The 18,401-nt window shown below is 70.1% G+C and carries 15 protein-coding genes and 2 pseudogenes; 1 reads left to right on the top strand and 16 read right to left on the bottom strand.

Annotation, left to right across the window (positions count from 1 at the left end; genetic code table 11):
• Positions 1-94 precede the first annotated feature (94 nt).
• The 13 genes and pseudogenes from E4J16_RS06105 to rapZ all read right to left on the bottom strand — a co-directional run bounded on the left by E4J16_RS06105 (position 95) and on the right by rapZ (position 12,494).
• Positions 95-1,258: a prephenate dehydrogenase gene (locus E4J16_RS06105; RefSeq protein WP_136193087.1), complete on the bottom strand. Its 1,164-nt coding sequence runs from the start codon at positions 1,256-1,258 to the stop codon at positions 95-97.
• The gene (locus E4J16_RS06100) at positions 1,255-2,160 is read right to left on the bottom strand and encodes a pseudouridine synthase (protein ID WP_136314609.1); all 906 of its coding nucleotides are present in this window, start codon (positions 2,158-2,160) and stop codon (positions 1,255-1,257) included. Before E4J16_RS06100 ends, E4J16_RS06105 begins: the two co-directional genes overlap by 4 nt.
• A 56-nt stretch (positions 2,161-2,216) precedes the next feature.
• A pseudogene (gene scpB, locus E4J16_RS06095) lies at positions 2,217-2,868 on the bottom strand (SMC-Scp complex subunit ScpB).
• A complete protein-coding gene (locus E4J16_RS06090) occupies positions 2,865-3,728 on the bottom strand; it encodes a segregation and condensation protein A (protein ID WP_136313521.1) in 864 nt (287 codons plus the stop codon). Before E4J16_RS06090 ends, scpB begins: the two are co-directional and overlap by 4 nt.
• Positions 3,718-4,607, bottom strand: a pseudogene (locus E4J16_RS06085) (ParA family protein). Before E4J16_RS06085 ends, E4J16_RS06090 begins: the two are co-directional and overlap by 11 nt.
• 56 nt (positions 4,608-4,663) lie before the next feature.
• The gene (locus tag E4J16_RS06080) at positions 4,664-5,584 is read right to left on the bottom strand and encodes a site-specific tyrosine recombinase XerD (RefSeq protein ID WP_204520014.1); all 921 of its coding nucleotides are present in this window, start codon (positions 5,582-5,584) and stop codon (positions 4,664-4,666) included.
• Positions 5,585-5,691: 107 nt separating this feature from the next.
• Positions 5,692-5,934, bottom strand: coding sequence for a preprotein translocase subunit SecG (gene secG, locus E4J16_RS06075; protein WP_136193092.1), 243 nt, complete (start codon positions 5,932-5,934; stop codon positions 5,692-5,694).
• Positions 5,935-6,112: 178 nt separating this feature from the next.
• Complete coding sequence (gene tpiA / locus E4J16_RS06070) at positions 6,113-6,892, bottom strand: triose-phosphate isomerase (RefSeq protein WP_136193093.1); 780 nt, start codon at positions 6,890-6,892, stop codon at positions 6,113-6,115.
• A 62-nt stretch (positions 6,893-6,954) separates the two neighbouring features.
• Positions 6,955-8,148 carry a phosphoglycerate kinase gene (locus E4J16_RS06065; protein ID WP_136313519.1) on the bottom strand — a complete coding sequence of 398 codons (1,194 nt, stop codon included), beginning with the start codon at positions 8,146-8,148 and terminating at the stop codon, positions 6,955-6,957.
• A gap of 119 nt (positions 8,149-8,267) precedes the next feature.
• On the bottom strand, positions 8,268-9,275 hold the full coding sequence (gene gap / locus E4J16_RS06060) for a type I glyceraldehyde-3-phosphate dehydrogenase (RefSeq protein WP_136193095.1): 1,008 nt from the start codon (positions 9,273-9,275) through the stop codon (positions 8,268-8,270).
• Positions 9,276-9,445: 170 nt separating this feature from the next.
• Positions 9,446-10,426, bottom strand: a complete 981-nt coding sequence (gene whiA, locus E4J16_RS06055; RefSeq protein ID WP_136193096.1) for a DNA-binding protein WhiA — start codon at positions 10,424-10,426, stop codon at positions 9,446-9,448.
• 51 nt (positions 10,427-10,477) lie between these two features.
• The gene (locus tag E4J16_RS06050) at positions 10,478-11,524 is read right to left on the bottom strand and encodes a gluconeogenesis factor YvcK family protein (RefSeq protein ID WP_136193138.1); all 1,047 of its coding nucleotides are present in this window, start codon (positions 11,522-11,524) and stop codon (positions 10,478-10,480) included.
• A 43-nt stretch (positions 11,525-11,567) separates the two neighbouring features.
• On the bottom strand, positions 11,568-12,494 hold the full coding sequence (rapZ, locus tag E4J16_RS06045) for an RNase adapter RapZ (RefSeq protein WP_136193139.1): 927 nt from the start codon (positions 12,492-12,494) through the stop codon (positions 11,568-11,570).
• A 312-nt stretch (positions 12,495-12,806) separates the two neighbouring features.
• Here rapZ and purT point away from each other — a divergent pair, with 312 nt between their 5' ends.
• Positions 12,807-14,045 (top strand): formate-dependent phosphoribosylglycinamide formyltransferase, encoded by a 1,239-nt coding sequence (gene purT / locus E4J16_RS06040; protein WP_240038312.1) that lies wholly within the window; start codon positions 12,807-12,809, stop codon positions 14,043-14,045.
• 11 nt (positions 14,046-14,056) lie between these two features.
• Here the strand turns inward: purT and E4J16_RS06035 are convergent, their stop codons facing one another.
• The 3 genes from E4J16_RS06035 to E4J16_RS06025 all read right to left on the bottom strand — a co-directional run bounded on the left by E4J16_RS06035 (position 14,057) and on the right by E4J16_RS06025 (position 18,334).
• Positions 14,057-14,911: a DUF817 domain-containing protein gene (locus E4J16_RS06035; RefSeq protein ID WP_136313518.1), complete on the bottom strand. Its 855-nt coding sequence runs from the start codon at positions 14,909-14,911 to the stop codon at positions 14,057-14,059.
• A 72-nt stretch (positions 14,912-14,983) separates the two neighbouring features.
• Positions 14,984-16,405 carry a glycoside hydrolase family 1 protein gene (locus E4J16_RS06030; RefSeq protein WP_136313517.1) on the bottom strand — a complete coding sequence of 474 codons (1,422 nt, stop codon included), beginning with the start codon at positions 16,403-16,405 and terminating at the stop codon, positions 14,984-14,986.
• Positions 16,406-16,459: 54 nt separating this feature from the next.
• A complete protein-coding gene (locus tag E4J16_RS06025; RefSeq protein ID WP_136313516.1) occupies positions 16,460-18,334 on the bottom strand; it encodes a beta-glucoside-specific PTS transporter subunit IIABC in 1,875 nt (624 codons plus the stop codon).
• Positions 18,335-18,401: the final 67 nt, after the last annotated feature.

Below are 18,401 nucleotides of genomic sequence, written 5' to 3'. Positions count from 1 at the left end.
CAAGGGGTAAGCGTCCCACAATCACGCGGCCGGACGCGGATCCGCAGCAGATGAGTCCGCCCACAGCCGCGCCGGGACGACCGCCGCGGGCTCCTCAGGACACGACCACGCGCCAGCCGCGGGCGTCCAGGGCCTCCTCCAGCCCCTGCGCGGCGGCCGGCATGACCGAGAGCATGGCCAGGCCGGCGCTCTGCCCGGGCGAGTGCTCCATGGCGAAGTCCTCAATGTTGACGCCCGCCTCGCCGACGTCGGAGAACAGCCGGCCGAGCGAGCCGGCGGAGTCGGGCACCAGCACTTGCACCTGTGCGTAGCGGCGCGGCGCCCCGCCGTGCTTGCCCGGTATGCGGGCCTGCCCGGCATTGCCGCGGGTCATCAGGTCGGTTATGGCGCCGACGGCGCCCGGGGCGATGGTCGCGGCGTCCCCGGCGGCCGTGTATGCGGGGTCGGCAGGGTCCACTGCGGCAGGTGCAATCCCGTCGATCAGGGCGTCCAGGTCCCCGCGCAGCCGACGCAGCATGTCCACCACCGGCCCGGCGTTGCCGACCACGATCGCCGACCACAGCCGCGGATCGGAGGCGGCGATGCGGGTGGTGTCACGCAGTCCCTGCCCGGCCAGGCCGAGCGCGTTCTCCGGGGTGGTCTCCAGCCGTGCGGCCAGGAGCGAGCTGACCAGCTGGGGTACGTGACTGACGGCGGCGACGGCGGCGTCATGCTCGGCAGCGCTCATCCTCACCGGGGTGGCGCCGACGTCGACGGCCAGGTTGCGCACAGCCAGTTCAGCCTCCGGGGCCGCCCCATCCGCAACCACCACCCAGGGACGGCCGGCGAACAGGTCGGAGTCGGCCGCGCCCGCCCCCGACCGCTCCCTCCCGGCCATGGGGTGGGAACCCACATAGCGACGCGCGTCCCGCCCGCCGTGGCGGCGCACCTCGGCCGCGATCCGTCCCTTGACGCTCGCGACATCCGTGACCACCGCGTCCGGGTGCGCGTCCAGTTCGCGCAGAACCACGCCCGCGGCCACATCCGGTGGGGTGGCAACCACGATGAGGTCCGGTTCGGGACTGTGCGCCTCACGCACCTGCCCGGCACCCATATCGCGGGCGAGCGCCAGCGAGGTGGGCGAGGTGTCGGATAGCTGCACCGGAACGCCCGCGGCGGTCAGGGCCAGTGCCAGGGAGGTGCCCAGCAGGCCGGTGCCGACCACCAGCACCGGGCCGCGCGTGGCCAACGGCGCGGACGGGTTTCCGGCGGCGCTCACAGGCCGACCTCCTGCTGCAGGGCGTTGATCTCCGCACCCGTGAGCGCCCGCATCTGCCCGGGGCGCAGACCGCCAAGGGTCAGTGATCCCAGCCGGGTGCGGGACAGGCGGATGACGGGGTGGCCGACGGCGGCCAGCATGCGGCGCACGATCCGGTTCCGCCCCGAGTGCAGGGTGACCTCCACGATCGAGCCGCTCGGCCGGGCCTCCTTGATCACCACCCGGTCCGCGGCGATCGGCCCGTCCTCCAGCTCCACGCCCCGCCGGAGCCGCTGCGGCAGGCCCGCGCCCACCCGGCCCTCGACCACGGCCACGTAGGTCTTGGCGACCTCGTAGCTGGGGTGCGTGAGCCGGTGGGTGAGCTCGCCGTCATTGGACAGCAGCAGCAGTCCCTCGGTGTCGGCGTCCAGCCGCCCCACATGCACCAGCCGCAGGGCGGCAGCCTTCTCCGCGCCGCCCAGCTGCTCGGCGTGCTCGGTCAGGAACCGCTCCGCGTACTCGGCGACCGTAGGACGCCCCTCAGGGTCCTCCATGGTGGTGACCACTCCGGTCGGCTTGTGCAGCATGATGGTGATGACGTCGGGATCGGTCAGCACCCGCGAGCCGTCAACCCGGATCTCCTGAATGGCCGGGTCCACACGCACCCCGGGCTCGGTCACCCGCACGCCGTCCACGCTCACCCTCCCCGCGGCGATCAGCTGCTCGCATACGCGCCGGGATCCGACGCCGGCGTGCGCGAGCACCTTCTGCAGCCGCTGCCCGCCAACAACGTAGGGGTCATCCGCACGTGAGGCCCGCGCCCCGGCCGCCCCGGCGCCCTCCTCGGGCGCCGGGGCGTCGACTTCGTAGTCGATCTCCTCCAGGTCATCGTCGTCGTAGAACTCCTCGGCACCGAAGTCCACTCCGAATCGTGCTTCTTCATCCGCGCGGTCAGCGTGGGCGTCGTACTTCCTCGCACTCACGGCAACACTCTCCCGTTGATCTCGTCCTCAATGTCCCCCAGGGCGGAGACGTCCGGCAGGTAGGGGGCCAGGGGCGGCAGGTCATCGACGGAGTCCAGGCCCAGGTACTCCAGGAACTCGGAGGTGGTGCGGTAAAGGATCGCGCCCGAGGGCTCGGTGCCCGCCTCCTCAATCAGGCCGCGCGCGTGCAGGGTGCGCACCACCCCGTCCACGTTGACGCCGCGCACGGCCGCGATCCGACCGCGGGTAATGGGCTGACGGTAGGCGATCACAGCCAGCGTCTCCAGGGCCGCCTGCGACAGACGGCGCAGTGGCGCCGCCGACGAAGCGCTCCACCAGCTCGCTGAACCTGGGTGCAGAGGCCAGCCGCCATCCGCCGGCGGCGTGCCGCAGCACGAATCCATGCTGACGCCCGCCGGCCTCCGTCCCCGAGTCCGTGGAGTGCTCCCCCGCATACTCGTCGGCGAGCGACTCCAGCAGCGCCACGATTTCAGGCTCCTCCCGGCCCAGCGCGGCGGCCAGCGCTGCGGCTGTGACCGGCTCGTCGGCCACCACCAGCACCGCCTCGACGGCGGCCCGCAGTTCCGCCTCCTCCACTGGCGCCGGCAGCCGGTCCGCCGCCGTCGTCAATGATCCCGAATCACTCATGCGAACTCCTCCTCCAGCTCAAGGGACGCCATGCCGGACGCGTCCGCCTCCACGCGCCAGGTGACCGTAATCTCCTCCATGGGGGCGTCCTGAGCCAGGTCTACGGCGCCCTGACGGTACAGGATCAGCACAGCCAGGAAGCGGGCGACGACGACGGCGGTGCGTCCCGCATCCGCGGTCAGCTCGGTGAAGGTCAGGCTGCCCCGGCGGCGCAGCCGGTCGGCGAGAATACGCAGCTGCTCCCCCACCGGGACGCGCTCGTGCAGGTGGATGGTCTGCACCCCCGGGTCGCGGGGGCGGCTGAGGACATCCGCGGCAATGCGGGCCAGGTCCTCGCCGTCGATGGTCGCCACGAGCCGGGGCAGCAGGGCCGCCAGCTCGGGCGGCAGGGGCACCACGCGCGGGTGGCTGCGGGACGCGGTCTCGGCGCGGGCCCGTAGGGCGGCGGCGGCCTCCTTGTAGGCACGGTACTGGAGTAGGCGGGCGAACAGCAGGTCGCGTGCCTCCAGCAGTTCCATGTCCTCATCGGCCTCATCGGGATCGTGCGGGAGCAGCCGGTGAGCCTTGAGGGCCAGGAGAGTGGAGGCGACGACCAGGAACTCGGAGGCACGCCCCAGGTCCCAGTCGGCGCGCATGTAGGCGATGAACTCATCGGTGACCTCGGCCAAGGCGAGTTCGGTGATATCGAGCCGCTTACGGGCGATCAGTGTGAGCAGCAGGTCGAAGGGGCCCTCGAATTGAGGCAGGTTCACGCTGAAGCCGGGCACCTGCGCGGGGACGGGCGACGCGGCCTCGGCATCGGTCTCCAGTTGCGGCTGAGAGGCGTGCGGGGACTGGCCGGGCGTGCGCTCAGGCGACATTGCCGCGGGCGATGACCTCCCGGGCCAGGCGCCGGTAGGCCTCGGCGCCGGGGTGCCCGGAGGCGTAGCTGGTGATGGGCTCGGCGGCGACCGAGGCATCCGGGAACTTGATGGTGCGGCGGATCTGCGTGTCGAATAGCTTGTCGCCGAAGGCTTCGGACAGGCGCTCGAGCACCTCCCGGGAGTGCAGGGTGCGCGGGTCCACCATGGTTGCGAGGATGCCGTCGATCTGCAGGCGCGGGTTGATGCGGTCGCGCACCCGGTCCACGGTCTCCACCAGCAGCGCCACCCCGCGCAGCGCGAAGAACTCCGTCTCCAGGGGAATGATGACGCCGTGTGCGGCGGTGAGCGCGTTGACGGTCAGCAGGCCCAGTGACGGCTGGCAGTCCACGATGATCGCGTCGTAGTCGTCCAGGACGGGGCGCAGGACGCGGGCGAGAGCCTGCTCGCGGGCGACCTCGCCGACCAGCTGCACCTCCGCGGCGGACAGGTCGATGTTGGCGGGCACCAGGTCCAGTCCCTCCACGGAGGTGGAGTGGATATGATCGGGCGCACGTCGGGGCGGGCCGCCACCAGCATGTCGTAGATGGTCTTGTCCAGCTCGTGGGCGTTGATGCCCAGGCCGGCGCTGGCCGCACCCTGGGGGTCGAAGTCCACGATCAGCACCCTGCGCCCGTACTCGGCCAGTGCGGCGCCCAGGTTGATGGTGGTGGTGGTCTTACCGACGCCACCCTTCTGGTTGCACATGGCGATGACGCGTGCCGGACCGTGTGATTCAAGCGGCGCCGGGACGGGGAAGACCTTCTCCTCTTCCTCCTGCTTGCCCTCGGCGGAGTTCTCGGGCGGGTCGATCAGTCCGGGCTGCTTGGCGTCACTCACACGGGCAGCCTAGTCGAAGTGTGGCCGCGGGGGCTCTCAGACGAGCCCGCCGACCGTCAGCCGCGGGCCCGCGGGTGGCTGGTGGCGTACACCTCGCGCAGGTGGTCGACGGTAACCTTGGTGTAGATCTGGGTAGTGGTCACCGAGGCGTGGCCGAGCATCTCCTGGACGACGCGCACATCCGCACCGCCGGCGAGCAGGTGGGTGGCGAAGGAGTGGCGCAGCGTGTGTGGGGAGATGTGACGGTCCTCCCCGTCCGGACCGTCCGCGCCGGCGGCCAGCCCGGCACGCTGTGCGGCTTGCTGCAGCACCGCCCAGGCGGACTGCCTCGACAGGGGCCGCCCAAGCGTGTTCAGGAAGACCTGGGGCACTCCCCGCCCCTTCGCGGCCAGGACCGGGCGACCGCGCACCAGATAGGCCTCCAGCGCCTCCCACGCGTACTGGCCCATGGGCACGATCCGCTCCTTGCGTCCCTTCCCGAACAGGCGCAGGCAGCCGGAGCCGGAATCCAGGTCGTCCACGACCAGGCCCACCGCCTCCGAAATACGCGCGCCAGTGGCGTACAGCACCTCCAGCAGGGCCCGGTCCCGCAGGGAGACCGGTGAGTCGTCGACCCCCGCGGACTCCAGCAGGCGCCGAACCTCCTCCACCGTCAGTGCCTTCGGCAGCCGCCGCCCCACCTGGGGCGGGCGCACGGCCGCGGACGGGTCCGTGTCGGTGGTGCCCTCCGCGTGAAGGAACCTGTGCCAGCCGCGCACGGCGGTTACAGTGCGGGACGCCGAGGATGCGGCCAGCGGCCTTCCGCCGTCGGAGCCGGTGCGCAGGGCCTCCAGGAAGGCGGCCACGTCGGCTTCGCCGACCCGGCCGGGGGTACATATGGAGCGGGAGCGGAGGAAGTCCGCGTACCGCCCGAGGTCGCGCTCGTAGGCGGCCAGCGTGTTGGGGCTCAGGCCGCGCTCGACTCGCAGGTGAGCCAGGTAGCCAGCCCGCGCCCGCTCAAGCGCGTCTCCTCGGGGGTCGACGGCGGTGGACCGGGCGTCGACGGCGTCCTTCAGCGACTCGGTGATGGTTCTGCCCGGCGCGGTCAGGCGAAGCGGGCGACCAGCCCGAGGCCGATGATGGTCGCCGCCCAGACCACGGCGACCCCGATGGTGATGCGGTTCAGGTTGCGCTCAGCCACGCCCGAGGCGCCCGCCGATGAGGTGATGCCGCCTCCGAACATGTCGGACAGGCCACCACCCTTGCCCTTGTGCATGAGGATCGTCATGATCAGGAAGAAGCTCGAAAGCACCAGCAGCACCTGCAGGATGATGGTCAGCGCTCCCACGCCGTATTCCCTTCGTCGTCGTTCAGGCCGATCAGGCCCTGGTCGCAAAGGGGCCGCAGAGGCCCCGCTCATGGCGAGGATACCCGATCCCGGGTCAAATACGCGTGTGCGCCCGGTCCCCCTCTGGGACCGGGCGCACACGCCGGTGCTGATCAAGCGACCTGGTCAGCTGCTCGGATCACGCGTAGAAGCCGGCCATCTGCGCGAAGGAGTCGGCCTTCAGCGATGCTCCGCCGACGAGGGCGCCGTCGACGTCGGCCTCGGCCATAAGCTCCTTGATGTTGGCGGGCTTGGCGGAGCCGCCGTACAGGATGCGCGTGGCGTCCGCGGTGGCGTCACCGTAGTCGGCGCGCAGGGCCTCACGGATGGCACCGCACACCTCCTGGGCGTCCGCGGCAGTGGCGGTCTCGCCGGTACCGATGGCCCAGATGGGCTCGTAGGCGATCACGATCTTGGCGACGTCCTCGGCGGACCAGCCGGCGAGAGCGGCACGGATCTGACCGAGCACGAACTCGACGTGGGTGCCCGCCTTGCGGATCTCCAGCGCCTCACCGCAGCACAGGATCGGGGTCATACCCGCGTCCAGGACCTTGCGCGCCTTGGCGCCGACCAGCTCGTCCGACTCATTGTGGTACTCGCGGCGCTCGGAGTGCCCCATCACCACGTAACTGCAGCCGAGCTTGGTGAGCATGGCGGTGGAGATCTCGCCGGTGTAGGCGCCGTTGTCGTGAATGGACACGTCCTGGGCGCCGTACTTGATGTCCAGGGAGTCGGCCTCAACGACCGTCTGCACGGTGCGGATGTCCGTGAACGGAGGAATGACCAGGACCTCGCACTTGGCGTAGTCGTGGCCGGCGTCGCTCAGCGCCATGGCCAGGCCCTGCACCAGGTGGTTGGCCTCGAGGTGGTCGAGGTTCATCTTCCAGTTGCCCGCCATCAGCGGGGTGCGGTTGCTCATAGTGGATGTTCCTAACAGTGGATACGGTCGATATGGGGTCGGTTGGAAACGGAGCTGAGCGCTCAGTCCTCGAGGACGGCGATTCCGGGGAGCGTCTTGCCCTCCAGCAGCTCCAGGGACGCGCCGCCGCCGGTAGAGATGTGGGAGAAGGTGGACTCGTCGAAGCCGAGCGTGCGCACGGCCGCGGCGGAGTCGCCGCCGCCGATCACGGAGAACGCTTCGGAGGCCGAGATCGCCTGGGCGACGGCCTTGGTTCCCTCGGCGAAGGCGGCGAACTCGAACACGCCCATGGGGCCGTTCCAGACCACGGTCTTGGAGGAGGCGATCGCCTGGGCGAACAGCTCACGGGTCTTGGGGCCGATGTCGAGGCCCATCTGGTCGGCGGGGATCGCGTCGGAGTCGACCACGGTGGCCGGGGCGTCCGGCTTGAACTCGGGGGCGACTACGGTGTCGACGGGCAGCAGCAGCTCGACGCCGTTGGCCTTGGCGGTCTCGAGGTAGCCCTTGACCGTGTCGATCTGGTCCTTCTCCAGCAGGGAGGTGCCGACCTCGTGGCCCTGCGCGGCAAGGAAGGTGTAGGCCATGCCACCACCGATCAGGAGGCGGTCGGCCTTGCCCAGCAGGTTGGCGATGACGCCCAGCTTGTCGGAGACCTTGGAACCGCCCAGCACCACGGTGTAGGGGCGCTCGGGGTCGTTGACGGCCTTACCGAGGGACTCGATCTCCTTGGCGACCAGCAGCCCGGAGGCGGCCGGGAGGATGCGGGCGACGTCGTACACGGAGGCCTGCTTGCGGTGCACAACCCCGAAGCCGTCGGACACGAACACGTCCGCCAGGGCGGCGAGCTGCTCGGCGAAGGCGGCGCGCTCCGCGTCGTCCTTGGAGGTCTCGGCGGCGTCGAAGCGCACATTCTCCAGCAGCACGATGTTGCCGGGCTCGAGGGCGGCGACGGCCGCCTTGGCGCCCTCGCCGACAGTGTCCTCGGCCAGCGTGACGTTCACGCCGGTCAGCTCGGCGAGCCGCTGCGCGACCGGGGCGAGGGAGAAGTCGGGGTTGACCTTGCCCTTAGGGCGCCCCAGGTGCGCGGCAATGATGACCTTGGCGTCGGCGTCGAGCAGCGCCTTGAGGGTCGGTAGTGCCGCGCGGATGCGGCCATCGTCGGTGATGTTCTTGTCGTCGTCGAGCGGAACGTTGAAGTCGGAGCGGACCAGTACGCGCTTGCCCTTCAGGTCGCCCAGGGACTCGATGGTCTTCATGAAACCTCGCATGTGTTGATGAGTGTTTGTTGGTTTGAACGGGCGGACGCCCGCGCACGCTGATTGCGTGCGCGGGCGTCCGTCAGGTGCTCACTGTGTGAGTATCTGCCAGCTCGAGCTCAGGCGAGCTTCTCGCAGACCAGCGCGGTCAGCTGGACGAGGCGGTTGGAGTAGCCCCACTCGTTGTCGTACCAGGAGACGACCTTGACCTGGTCGCCCTGAACCTTGGTCAGCTTCGAGTCGAAGATGGAGGAGTGGGAGTCGCCGACGATGTCGGTGGAGACCAGGTCCTCCTCGGAGTAGGCCAGAACGCCCTTGAGCGGGCCCTCGGCAGCAGCCTTGACGGCGGCGTTGATCTCCTCGACGGTGGCCGGCTTGGTGGGCTTGAAGGTCAGGTCCGTGACCGAGCCGGTCGGGACCGGAACGCGCATGGCGTAGCCGTCCAGCTTGCCCTTGAGCTGCGGGAGGACGAGGGCAACGGCGCGGGCGGCACCGGTGGAGGTGGGAACGATGTTGAGGGCGGCGGCGCGGGCGCGACGCAGGTCCTTGTGCGGCGCGTCGTGGATGCGCTGGTCACCGGTGTAGGCGTGAACCGTGACCATGAGGCCGTTCTCGATGCCGAAGGCCTCGTCCAGCACCTTCGCCACGGGGGCGAGGCAGTTGGTGGTGCAGGAGGCGTTCGAGATGATGTTGTGCTTGGCGTTGTCGTAGTCCTGCTCGTTCACGCCGACCACGAAGGTGCCGTCCTCGTTCTTCGCCGGAGCGGAGATGACGACCTTCTTGGCGCCGGCGTCGATGTGCGCCTTGGCCTTGGTGGCGTCGGTGAAGAAGCCGGTGGACTCCACGACGACGTCAACGCCCAGGTCCGCCCAGGGCAGGTTGCCGGGCTCGCGCTCCGCCAGGACGCGGATCGGCTTGCCATCAACGATGATGTTCTGCTCGTCGTAGGTGACCTCGGCGGCGAGGCGGCCCATGATGGAGTCGAACTTCAGGAGGTGGGCGAGGGTCTTGATGTCGGTCAGGTCGTTGACGGCCACGACCTCGAAGTCGGCGCCCTGCTCGAGGGCGGCGCGGAAGAAGTTGCGGCCGATGCGGCCGAAGCCGTTGATACCAACGCGGGTGGTCACTTTGTGTCCTCCTAGTGCGCCAAAGGGCGCACGTACTCGTACTTGCGCACACATGGTGTGCCCCGGCCTTCGCGGGGGAGTCCCCGTCCGATCCGGCACGTGAAGTCTAGCGTCACGTGACCTTCGCCGCGCGGGTTCGGGCACGCCACGGGCGAACACGCCGGAACATCTCACATGTCGAGCATGTCTTGGGTGAGTACGGACTCGGTGTCCGGGATGCCCAGCTCGTGCGCGCGCTTGTCAGCCATCGCCAGCAGTCGGCGGATGCGCCCGGCAACCGCGTCCTTGGTCAGCTGCGGATCGGCCATGCGACCAAGCTCCTCCAGGCTCGCCTGCTTGTTCTGGATGCGCAGCCTGCCGGCCTGTACCAGGTGCTCGGGAACATCGTCGCCCAGGATCTCGAAGGCGCGCTCAACGCGAGCGCCCGAGGTGACGGCGGCCCGCACCGAGCGGCGCAGGTTGGCGTCGTCGAAGTTCGCCAGTCGATTCGCGGCGCCACGGGTCTCGCGCCGGGAGCGGCGCTCCACCCAGACGGCGTTCGCCTCAACCGCACCCATCCGCTGCAGCAGGATGCTGATGGCCTCGCCGTCGCGGACGACGACGCGGTCCGCGCCGCGAACCTCGCGCGCCTTGGCGGCGACCTCGAAGCGGCGGGCGGCCCCCACCAGGGCGAGCGCGGCCTCGCTGCCGGGGCAGGTGACCTCCAGGGCCGATGAGCGGCCCGGCTCCGTCAGTGAGCCGCGGGCGAGGAAGGCGCCGCGCCACGCGGCGGCCGAGGCATTACGGCCTCCCTGCACCACGGCGACCGGCATGCCGCGCACGGGCCGCCCGTGGGCGTCCACCAGGCCGGTCAGGCGGGCCAGGTCCCGGCCCCGGTCGGCCACGCGCAGCACGTAGCGGCTGCCCCGGTGCAGAGAACCGGCCTGCACCACCAGCACCTCGGGAGTCATGCCGAACAGCTCGCGCAGGTCGCGGTGCAGCCGACGCACCGCGCCGCCGTGGTCCAGCTCCGCCTCGACCACGATGCGGCCGGACACGATATGCAGGCCACCGGCGAAGCGCAGCATGGAGGCCACTTCGGCTCGCCTCTGGGCGGCGTTGTCGGTGGTCACGCGTGCGAGCTCGTCCTTGACGGTCACCGTCAGCGACATTTGGTGGTGCTCCTGGTCCTGTGGCGGGTGGAATGAGGTGTACGAGGGCGTTCAGGCGCCGCTCGGCGGGAAGGCGATGTCCCCCACAACGCCGTCGAAGGCGTCCCGGAAGACGGCGGCCAGCCGCAACGGGTCATGGTGGCACAGTGCGTCCCCGGTACGCACCTGCCGCAGTACGAGCACCGCCCCCATGGAGGCCGCCACGGCCTCAAGGTCAGCGGTGTCCTCAACCACGCTGGGGTCGGCGACGACCACGTCCAGGCGCAGCTCGGGCGCGTATTCGGCCAGGACCCGCAGGTGGTCGGCAACGGTCATGTCATCGGTCTCGCCGCTCTGCGCGGACAGGTTCAGCACAACCAGCTTGCGGGCGCGCGTTCCCACCAGCGCCTCACGCATCGACGGCAGGATCAGGTGCGGCAGCACGGAGGTGTACCAGGAGCCGGGGCCCAGGATCACCCAGTCGGCGGCGTCGATGGCGCGTATCGCCTCGGGGTGGGCGTCGGCGTCCTCCGGGACCACGCGCACATTCTCCATGCGGCCGCGGGTCGTGGCCACGGCCACCTGGCCGGAGACGCGCTGCCGGGTCTCGCCGTCGACTATGTCCGCCTCGATCACCAGCGGCGAGGCACTCATGGGTATGACGCGGCCGTGAATGCTCAGCAGCCGCCCCACCCAGTCGAGCCCCTCGACCTCATCGCCCAGCAGCTGCCACAGCGCCAGGATGAGCAGGTTTCCCAGGGCGTGATTGTTCAGCTCGCCCTCGCCGGAGAAACGGTGCTGAAGCACGTCGCGCCAGGTCAGCCCCCACTCGGTCTCGTCGGTGAGTGCGGCCAGCGCCATACGCAGGTCGCCGGGCGGCAGGCAGTCGAACTCGCGGCGCAGCCTGCCCGAGGACCCGCCGTCGTCGGCGACAGTGACCACGGCGGTGAGCCGGTGGGTCACGTGCCGCAGCGCCCGCAGGGTGGCGGACAGGCCGTGGCCGCCCCCGAGGGCGACGACGGCGGGCCCCTCCTCCCCGCGGCGACTCCAGCCGGCGGCGTCTATGGTGGCGCGGGCCGGGCGCCGCCCGGATGCGGCGGCCCCAACCGCTCCGCTCAGTGCCCTGCCCAGGTCCGGCCTGACAGACTCGCTCACGACTGCCTCACTCCCTGCCCAGGTCCCGGTGCTGCACCGCGACCTTGAAGCCCGCCGCCCGCAGGCCGGCGGTGATCCGCTCGGCGGTCGCGACCGAGCGGTGCTTGCCGCCCGTGCACCCGACCGCGATGGTGACATTCGGCTTGAGCTCCTCGACGTACCTGGGCAGCGCCTGAATCAACAGATTCACGTAGCCGTCGACGAAGGCGGCCGCACCGTCCTGCTGGAACACGTAGTCGGCCACCGGCGTGTCCCTTCCGGTCAGGTGCCGCAGCTCGGTGACCCAGTACGGGTTGGGGATGAAGCGCACGTCCAATACATGGTCGGCGTCCATGGGCAGCCCGTACTTGAACCCGAAGGACATGACCGTGACGCGCAGGCCCAGGTCCGACTCGTGGGCCACCAGCTCCCGAATGCGTCGGGCCAGGTCGTGCACCGAGTAGTCGGTGGTGTTGATGACCTCGTCCGCGGTGCCCTTGAGCCCGGCCAGGAGCGTGCGCTCATGCTCGATACCGTCCAGGATCGATCCGGTGCCTTGCAGCGGGTGAGGGCGGCGGGAGGACTCGAAGCGGCGGATGAGGGCGGCGTCGGAGGCATCCAGGAAGATCAGCCGCACATTGACGCCGCCGTCGCGCAGCTGCCCCAGGTACTGCATGAAGGAGGCGAAGAACTCGCGGCTGCGCACATCGACTACTGCGGCCAGCCGGTGGACTCCCGCGCCGACGGTGGTCATCATGCCCGCCAGCGCCGGCAGCAGCTGGGGAGGCAGGTTGTCCACCACGTACCAGTCGAGGTCCTCCAGGGCGTTCGCCGCCCGTGAGCGCCCCGCACCGGACATGCCGGTGACAATGATCATCTCGGGACGCTTGGCAGGAGGCACCGGGGCGGCGGCCTCATCGATCGCGGGGATGCCACGCGGAACCGTGTCCTTCATCGGGTTGCGCGGCCGCTGCGCCCCGCCGGCCGCGGCGGCGTGACGCACCGTTCGGCGCGGCGGCACGCTCGTGGGCTGCGGAGCGGCCTGCCGGGCACCCCGGGCCGGCACCGACGGCGGAATCCGGTTGCCACCGTGGTCGTCGTGTCGGCGGCCGGGCTCGGCTGGGTCCTTCGCATCCATGCCCACAGCATTGCACAACCGGCTGTGATGGGCTCGCCGAGTTTCGGTACCGTGGTCACACCAGTCGGCGCTGCGACGCCGCGGCCTGGCGCGCCCGCGTCGGGCGCCCGCATGGACTTGGAGGCGATCGTGTCCGCATCCCACTCCCCCGCCACCGGCATCGGCACTCCGGGCACGGCGTCCGCCACGAGAGTGGCACTGCTCGGCTCCGGTGAGCTCGGCAAGGAGGTGGCGATCGCGCTCGCGCGCCTGGGCGTTGAGGTCACCGCCATCGACCGGTACGCGGGCGCGCCCGCCCAGCAGGTCGCCCGGCACGCCCTGACCGTGGACATGTCCGACCCGGCGGCGCTGACGGAAGCGATCGAGTCGACCGGGGCACAGATCGTCGTACCGGAGATTGAGGCACTGGCAACCGACGCCCTGGTTGCGCTCGAGGAGGCGGGCCGGGTGCGGGTAGTGCCGACGGCGCACGCCGCCCGGCTGACCATGGACCGTGAGGGCATCCGCCGGCTGGCCGCGGAGGAGCTCGGCCTGCCCACAAGCCCTTACGCATTCGCCTCCTCCCAGGCAGAGCTCTCCGCGGCCGCCGCGCTGGTCGGCTTCCCGTGCATCGTCAAGCCGGTCATGTCCTCCTCCGGGCACGGCCAGTCGGTGCTGCGCGGACCCGACGATGTCGCGGCCGCCTGGCATCAGGCCGCGGCTGAGGGAAGAGTGGACCGGGGCCGGGTGATCGTGGAGGGCTTCGTCGACTTCGACTCCGAGATCACGCTACTGACGGTCCGCTCCCGCGACCCGCACACCGGGCAGACCGTCACCTCCTTCTGTGAGCCGGTCGGCCACCGGCAGGTGGGCGGCGACTACGTGGAGTCCTGGCAGCCGCATCCGCTCCCGGAGGCCGCCCTGCGCCGGGCGCAGGAGGTGGCCGCGGCGGTGACCGGTGCCCTCGGCGGCTGGGGCCTGTTCGGGGTGGAGCTGTTCGTCTGTGGTCAGGAGGTGCTTTTCTCCGAGGTATCCCCCCGCCCGCACGACACCGGCATGGTGACCCTCGCGAGCCAGCGGCTGAGCGAGTTCGAACTGCACGCCCGGGCACTGCTGGGACTGCCGGTGGATGCCACTTTGCGCTCCCCCGCCGCCTCCGCCGTGGTCAAGTCCCCCATTGAGTCCGAGCCCGGCGCCGGGGTCACCTACCGGGGCGTGGCGCAGGCGCTGGCGGTCCCGGGTGCCGATGTGCGCCTGTTCGGCAAGCCCGACGCGCATCCGGGCCGCCGCATGGGCGTGGCAGTGGCGGCGGCCGCCGACGTCGACTCGGCGCGCCGCCGGGCACGCGAGGCAGCCGAGGCCATCACCGTCTCCCGCCCCGGGCACTAGCTCAGCGGCGGTCAGCGGATGCGGCGACGGCGCCGCGGCGGGGTGACCCGCGCCTCGCCGTCGCCGTAGCGCACGCCCTCCTCCGCCTTGACGGCGGCCACCAGCACGAAGCTGAGCGTGACCAGCAGCGCCCAGCTGCCGAGCTTGCCCACGTGCACCAGGTGCCATCCGGCCTGCTGGTCCGGGTAGCGCCAGGCATTTAGGAACGTGCCGATGTTCTCCGCCAGCCACAGGAAGACACCGATGAGCGCGAATGAGACCGCGGTGGGCATGCGGTAGCGGTCGCCGCCCACGGTGAAGTGCGCCGCGGAGCCCCACAGGGCCAGGATGAAGCCGACCGCCACCGCCCCGCGCAGGTCCCAGATGAAGTGGTGGGTGTAGAAGTTCGCGTAGGCGGCCACTGCCAGGGCGGTGACCGGCCCGCGGCGGAAGTCGGAGATGCGCAGATCAAAACGCCGAAAGGCCTGACAAAGATAGGAGCCGACCGAGGCGTACATGAAGCCGGAGAAGATCGGCACCCCGCCCAGGCGCACCGTGCCGGCGTCCGGGTAGGTCCAGGAGCCGACACGCACCTTGAAGACCTCCAGCGCCAGGCCGATCAGGTGGAAGGCGCAGATCACCGCCAGCTCCCGCCAGGTCTCCAGGCGCAACGCCACGAAGGCGACCTGCACGACTACCACGTAGATGAGCAGCGCGTCGTACCGGGCCAAAGGCATGTCGAACCGGTTCCAGACGAGCACGGAAACCGCCATGCCGACGAACACCGCGATCGGGAAGGCGCAGCAGGCCAGCTGGATGGCGGTGAACTGGACCAGGCGCAACGGCAGCAGCCGCAGTCGACTCAGCGGGGCGCGTTCCTCAGGCATCGGCACAGACTACCCAGTACCCGTTGCGCCCGCCGCGAGCCGACTGCGGCCACTACTCGGTTATGCGGCCGATCAGGCCTTCAGGCTGGCCCCGTTCGAGGCGATCACATCCCGGTACCAGCCGAAGGACTGCTTGCGGTAGCGCTCCAGGGTGCCGGTGCCGTCGTCGTTGCGGTCCACGTAGATGAAGCCGTAGCGCTTGGACATCTGGGCGGTGGACGCGGAGACGCAGTCGATGCAGCCCCAGGAGGTGTAGCCGATGACCTGCACGCCGTCGGCGATGGCCTCACGCACCTGGACCAGGTGGTCGTTCATGTAGTCGATGCGGTAGTCATCAGCCACAGTCGGGGTCCCGTCGGGGCCGGTGACCAGCTCGTCGCGCGCACCCAGGCCGTTCTCGACGATGAACAGGGGCTTGCCCCAGCGGTCCCAGTAGTCGTTGAGGATGGTGCGCAGGCCGCGCGGGTCGATGGCCCAGCCCCACTGGGAGACCTCCAGGGTGGGGTTGACGACGCCGCCCATGAGGTTTCCGCCGCTGGCCTCGCGCTGCTGGGTGGCGGTCTCACAGGAGGACATGTAGTAGGAGAAGGACACGAAGTCGACCGTGTGCTCGGCCAGGGTGCGGCGGTCCGCCTCGGTGATGTCCAGCTCGATGCCCTTGTCCCGCAGCTTGCGCAGGAAGTAGCCGGGGTATGCGCCGCGCACGTGCACGTCCCCGAAGGTGTAATTGTCGCGCTCGGCCTGCTTGGCCGCCCATACATCCCGAGGGTCGGGGGTCAGCGGGTAGAAGGGGATCGCCAGGATCATGCAGCCGACCTGCAGCTCGGGGCTCACCTCGTGGGCGATGCGGGTGGCGGAGGCGGAGGCGACCAGCTCATGGTGGATGGCCTGGTACAGGTCCTGCTCGCTGAGCTCCTCCTTGGGCGTGTTGATGCCACCGGACATGAAGGGCTCGTGGAGCACGGAGTTGATCTCGTTGAAGGTCAGCCAGTACTTGACCCGCTTGCCGTAGCGTTCGAACAGGGTGCGGGCGTAGCGCTCGAAGAAGCCGATCATGCGCCGGTCCGCCCAGCCGTTGTAGGTCTTGGTCAGGTGCAGCGGGGTCTCGTAGTGGCTGATGGTCACCAGCGGCTCGATGCCGTACTTCTCCAGCTCGTCCAGGACCCGGTCGTAGAAGGCCAGGCCGGCCTCGTTGGGCTCGGTCTCATCACCGTTGGGGAAGATGCGGGACCAGGCGATGGAGAAGCGGAAGACCTTGAAGCCCATCTCAGCGAGCAGGGCGATGTCCTCCTTGTAGCGGTGGTAGAAGTCGATGCCCACCAGCTTGAGGTTGTCCGGCGTGGGGGCCTCGGTGCGGGGGCCGACGATGCCCTGGGGCATGACGTCCTGCACGCTCAGGCCCTTGCCGTCGGCGTCGTAGGCGCCCTCGTACTGGTTGGCGGCCAGCGCGCCGCCCCACAGGAAGTTGTCGGGGAAGGTGGTCGGTGTATTCATGTCTGATTCTCCTTGACGCGGGAATACCGCGAATGCTTGCTGCCTGCTCGTGGTTCAGTGGTCGATCTCGACGACGACGTCGTCGGCCTGCACATCGGCGTCCACAACCGGCACCACACCGGCCAGGCTAGCCGTGTTGGTGACCACGAGGATGGTGGTGGGGTCGTATCCGCCCTCGCGCACCACCTCCAGGTCGACCTCGGCCAGCTCCTGGCCGCGGGCCACCCGCTGCCCCACCGTAACCTTCGGGGAGAAGCCCCTGCCCTCAAGCTGGACCGTGTCCAGGCCGACGTGTACCAGCAGTTCCACGCCGTCGTCGGTCTTGATGCCGTAGGCGTGTCCGGAGTCCATAACCGTCAGCAGCGTGCCGGCTGCGGGCGCCGTGACCACGATCCGCCCGGAGCCACTGGGCCTCACGGCCACGCCCCCACCCAGTGCGCCGGAGGAGAAGACCGGGTCGGAGACCCGCTCCAGCGGCATGGCCCGGCCGGCGACCGGCGCGCCCAGGGTGGTGGTGGGCTCCGCGGGGGCCGTGGCCTGCGCGTCCGCCTCGGCGTCAACCGCATCGGAGTCGGCGTCGGCCTCGTTGAAACCGAGCACGAAGGCCAGTATGAAGCCGATCGCCACGGCCACGCCGATCCCGACGAAGGTGGCTGCCACGTTCCCGTACTGCAGCAGGGCGGGCATGGCGATCAGGGAGGGGAAGACGAAGGCGGATGAGGCCCCGCCGCCGATGGCGATGATGGCACCGCCCACGGCACCGCCGATGCAGCCGGCGATGAAGGGGCGCTTCAGCGGCAGGTTCACACCGTAGATGCCGGGCTCGGTGATGCCGGCGAGGAAGGCCGACAGGGCGGCCGGCCCCGCGACCTGCCGCATCTGCGCGGAGCGGGTGCGGATCATGACGGCGAGCATGGCGGCGGCCTGGGCCAGGACGGCGGCGAACAGTGGGGCGGTCATGACCGAGTAGCCGGGGTTGTCGTAGTCGGCGAGCATGATGGGCACGAAGCCCCAGTGGATGCCGAACATGACGAACACCTGCCAGAAGGCGCCCATGATCGCGCCCGCGGCCCAGGGCGCAATCCGGAACAGGGACTGGATGCCACCGGAGATGCCGTTGGACAGCGCGGTCGTAACCGGGCCGATCGTCATCAGCACCAGCGGCACCATGATGGCGAGGACCAGCAGCGGCACCATGAAGTTGCGGATGGTACTGGGCAGTACGCGCTTGAGCCAGCGCTCCAGGTAGCCCTGAATCCAGGTGGAGAAGATGATCGGCAGCAGGGATGAGCTGTAGGAGGCCATCACCACGGGGATGCCGATGAAGGTGACCGAGTCGGCGTCCGCCAGGGCGACGATGTCGGGGTACACCAGCGCTCCGGCGATGGCGACCGCGGTGATCTCGTTGGCCTTGAAGCGGCGCGCCGCGGAGATCGCGAGCACGACCGGCAGGAAGTAGAACACGGAGTCGCCGGCCGCGTTCAGGATCGTGTAGGTGGTGCCTTCTTCTGACATCCAGCCCAGGGTCGTCAGCAGCGCCAGCAGCGCCTTGATCAGGCCGGCACCCGCCAGGGTCCACAGCACCGGGTGGATCAGCGCCGAAATGAGCTTGATGAACCGGTCGAAGAGGTTCCCCTCCTCCGCGGGCTGCTCGGCACCCGAGTCGGCCGCCCCCAGTGAGGTGATCCGCCCCAGCTCCTCATACAGCACGGGCACGTCGTTGCCGATGACGACCTGGTACTGGCCGCCGGCCTGCACGACGGTGACAACGCCGGGCAGCTGCTTGATCTGCGCCGTCGCCGCCTTGGACTCGTCTGCCAGGACCAGGCGCAGGCGTGTGGCGCAGTGGGTCATGGAGCGGACGTTGCCCTCACCTCCGACCTTCTCCAGCAGTTGCGGCGCCAGCGCCGCGTAGTCGACCTTGGCCATGCTGATCCTCCTCGATCCGGTGTCCGCAAGCGGCGGGAAAACAAAAAAGACCCGAGGCGGCTGCGCA

Source organism: Actinomyces procaprae (assembly GCF_004798665.1).
Taxonomy (GTDB): Bacteria; Actinomycetota; Actinomycetes; order Actinomycetales; family Actinomycetaceae; genus Actinomyces; species Actinomyces procaprae.
Note: the sequence above shows the minus strand (reverse complement) of the source record. Positions and strands in the feature narration are given on the sequence as shown.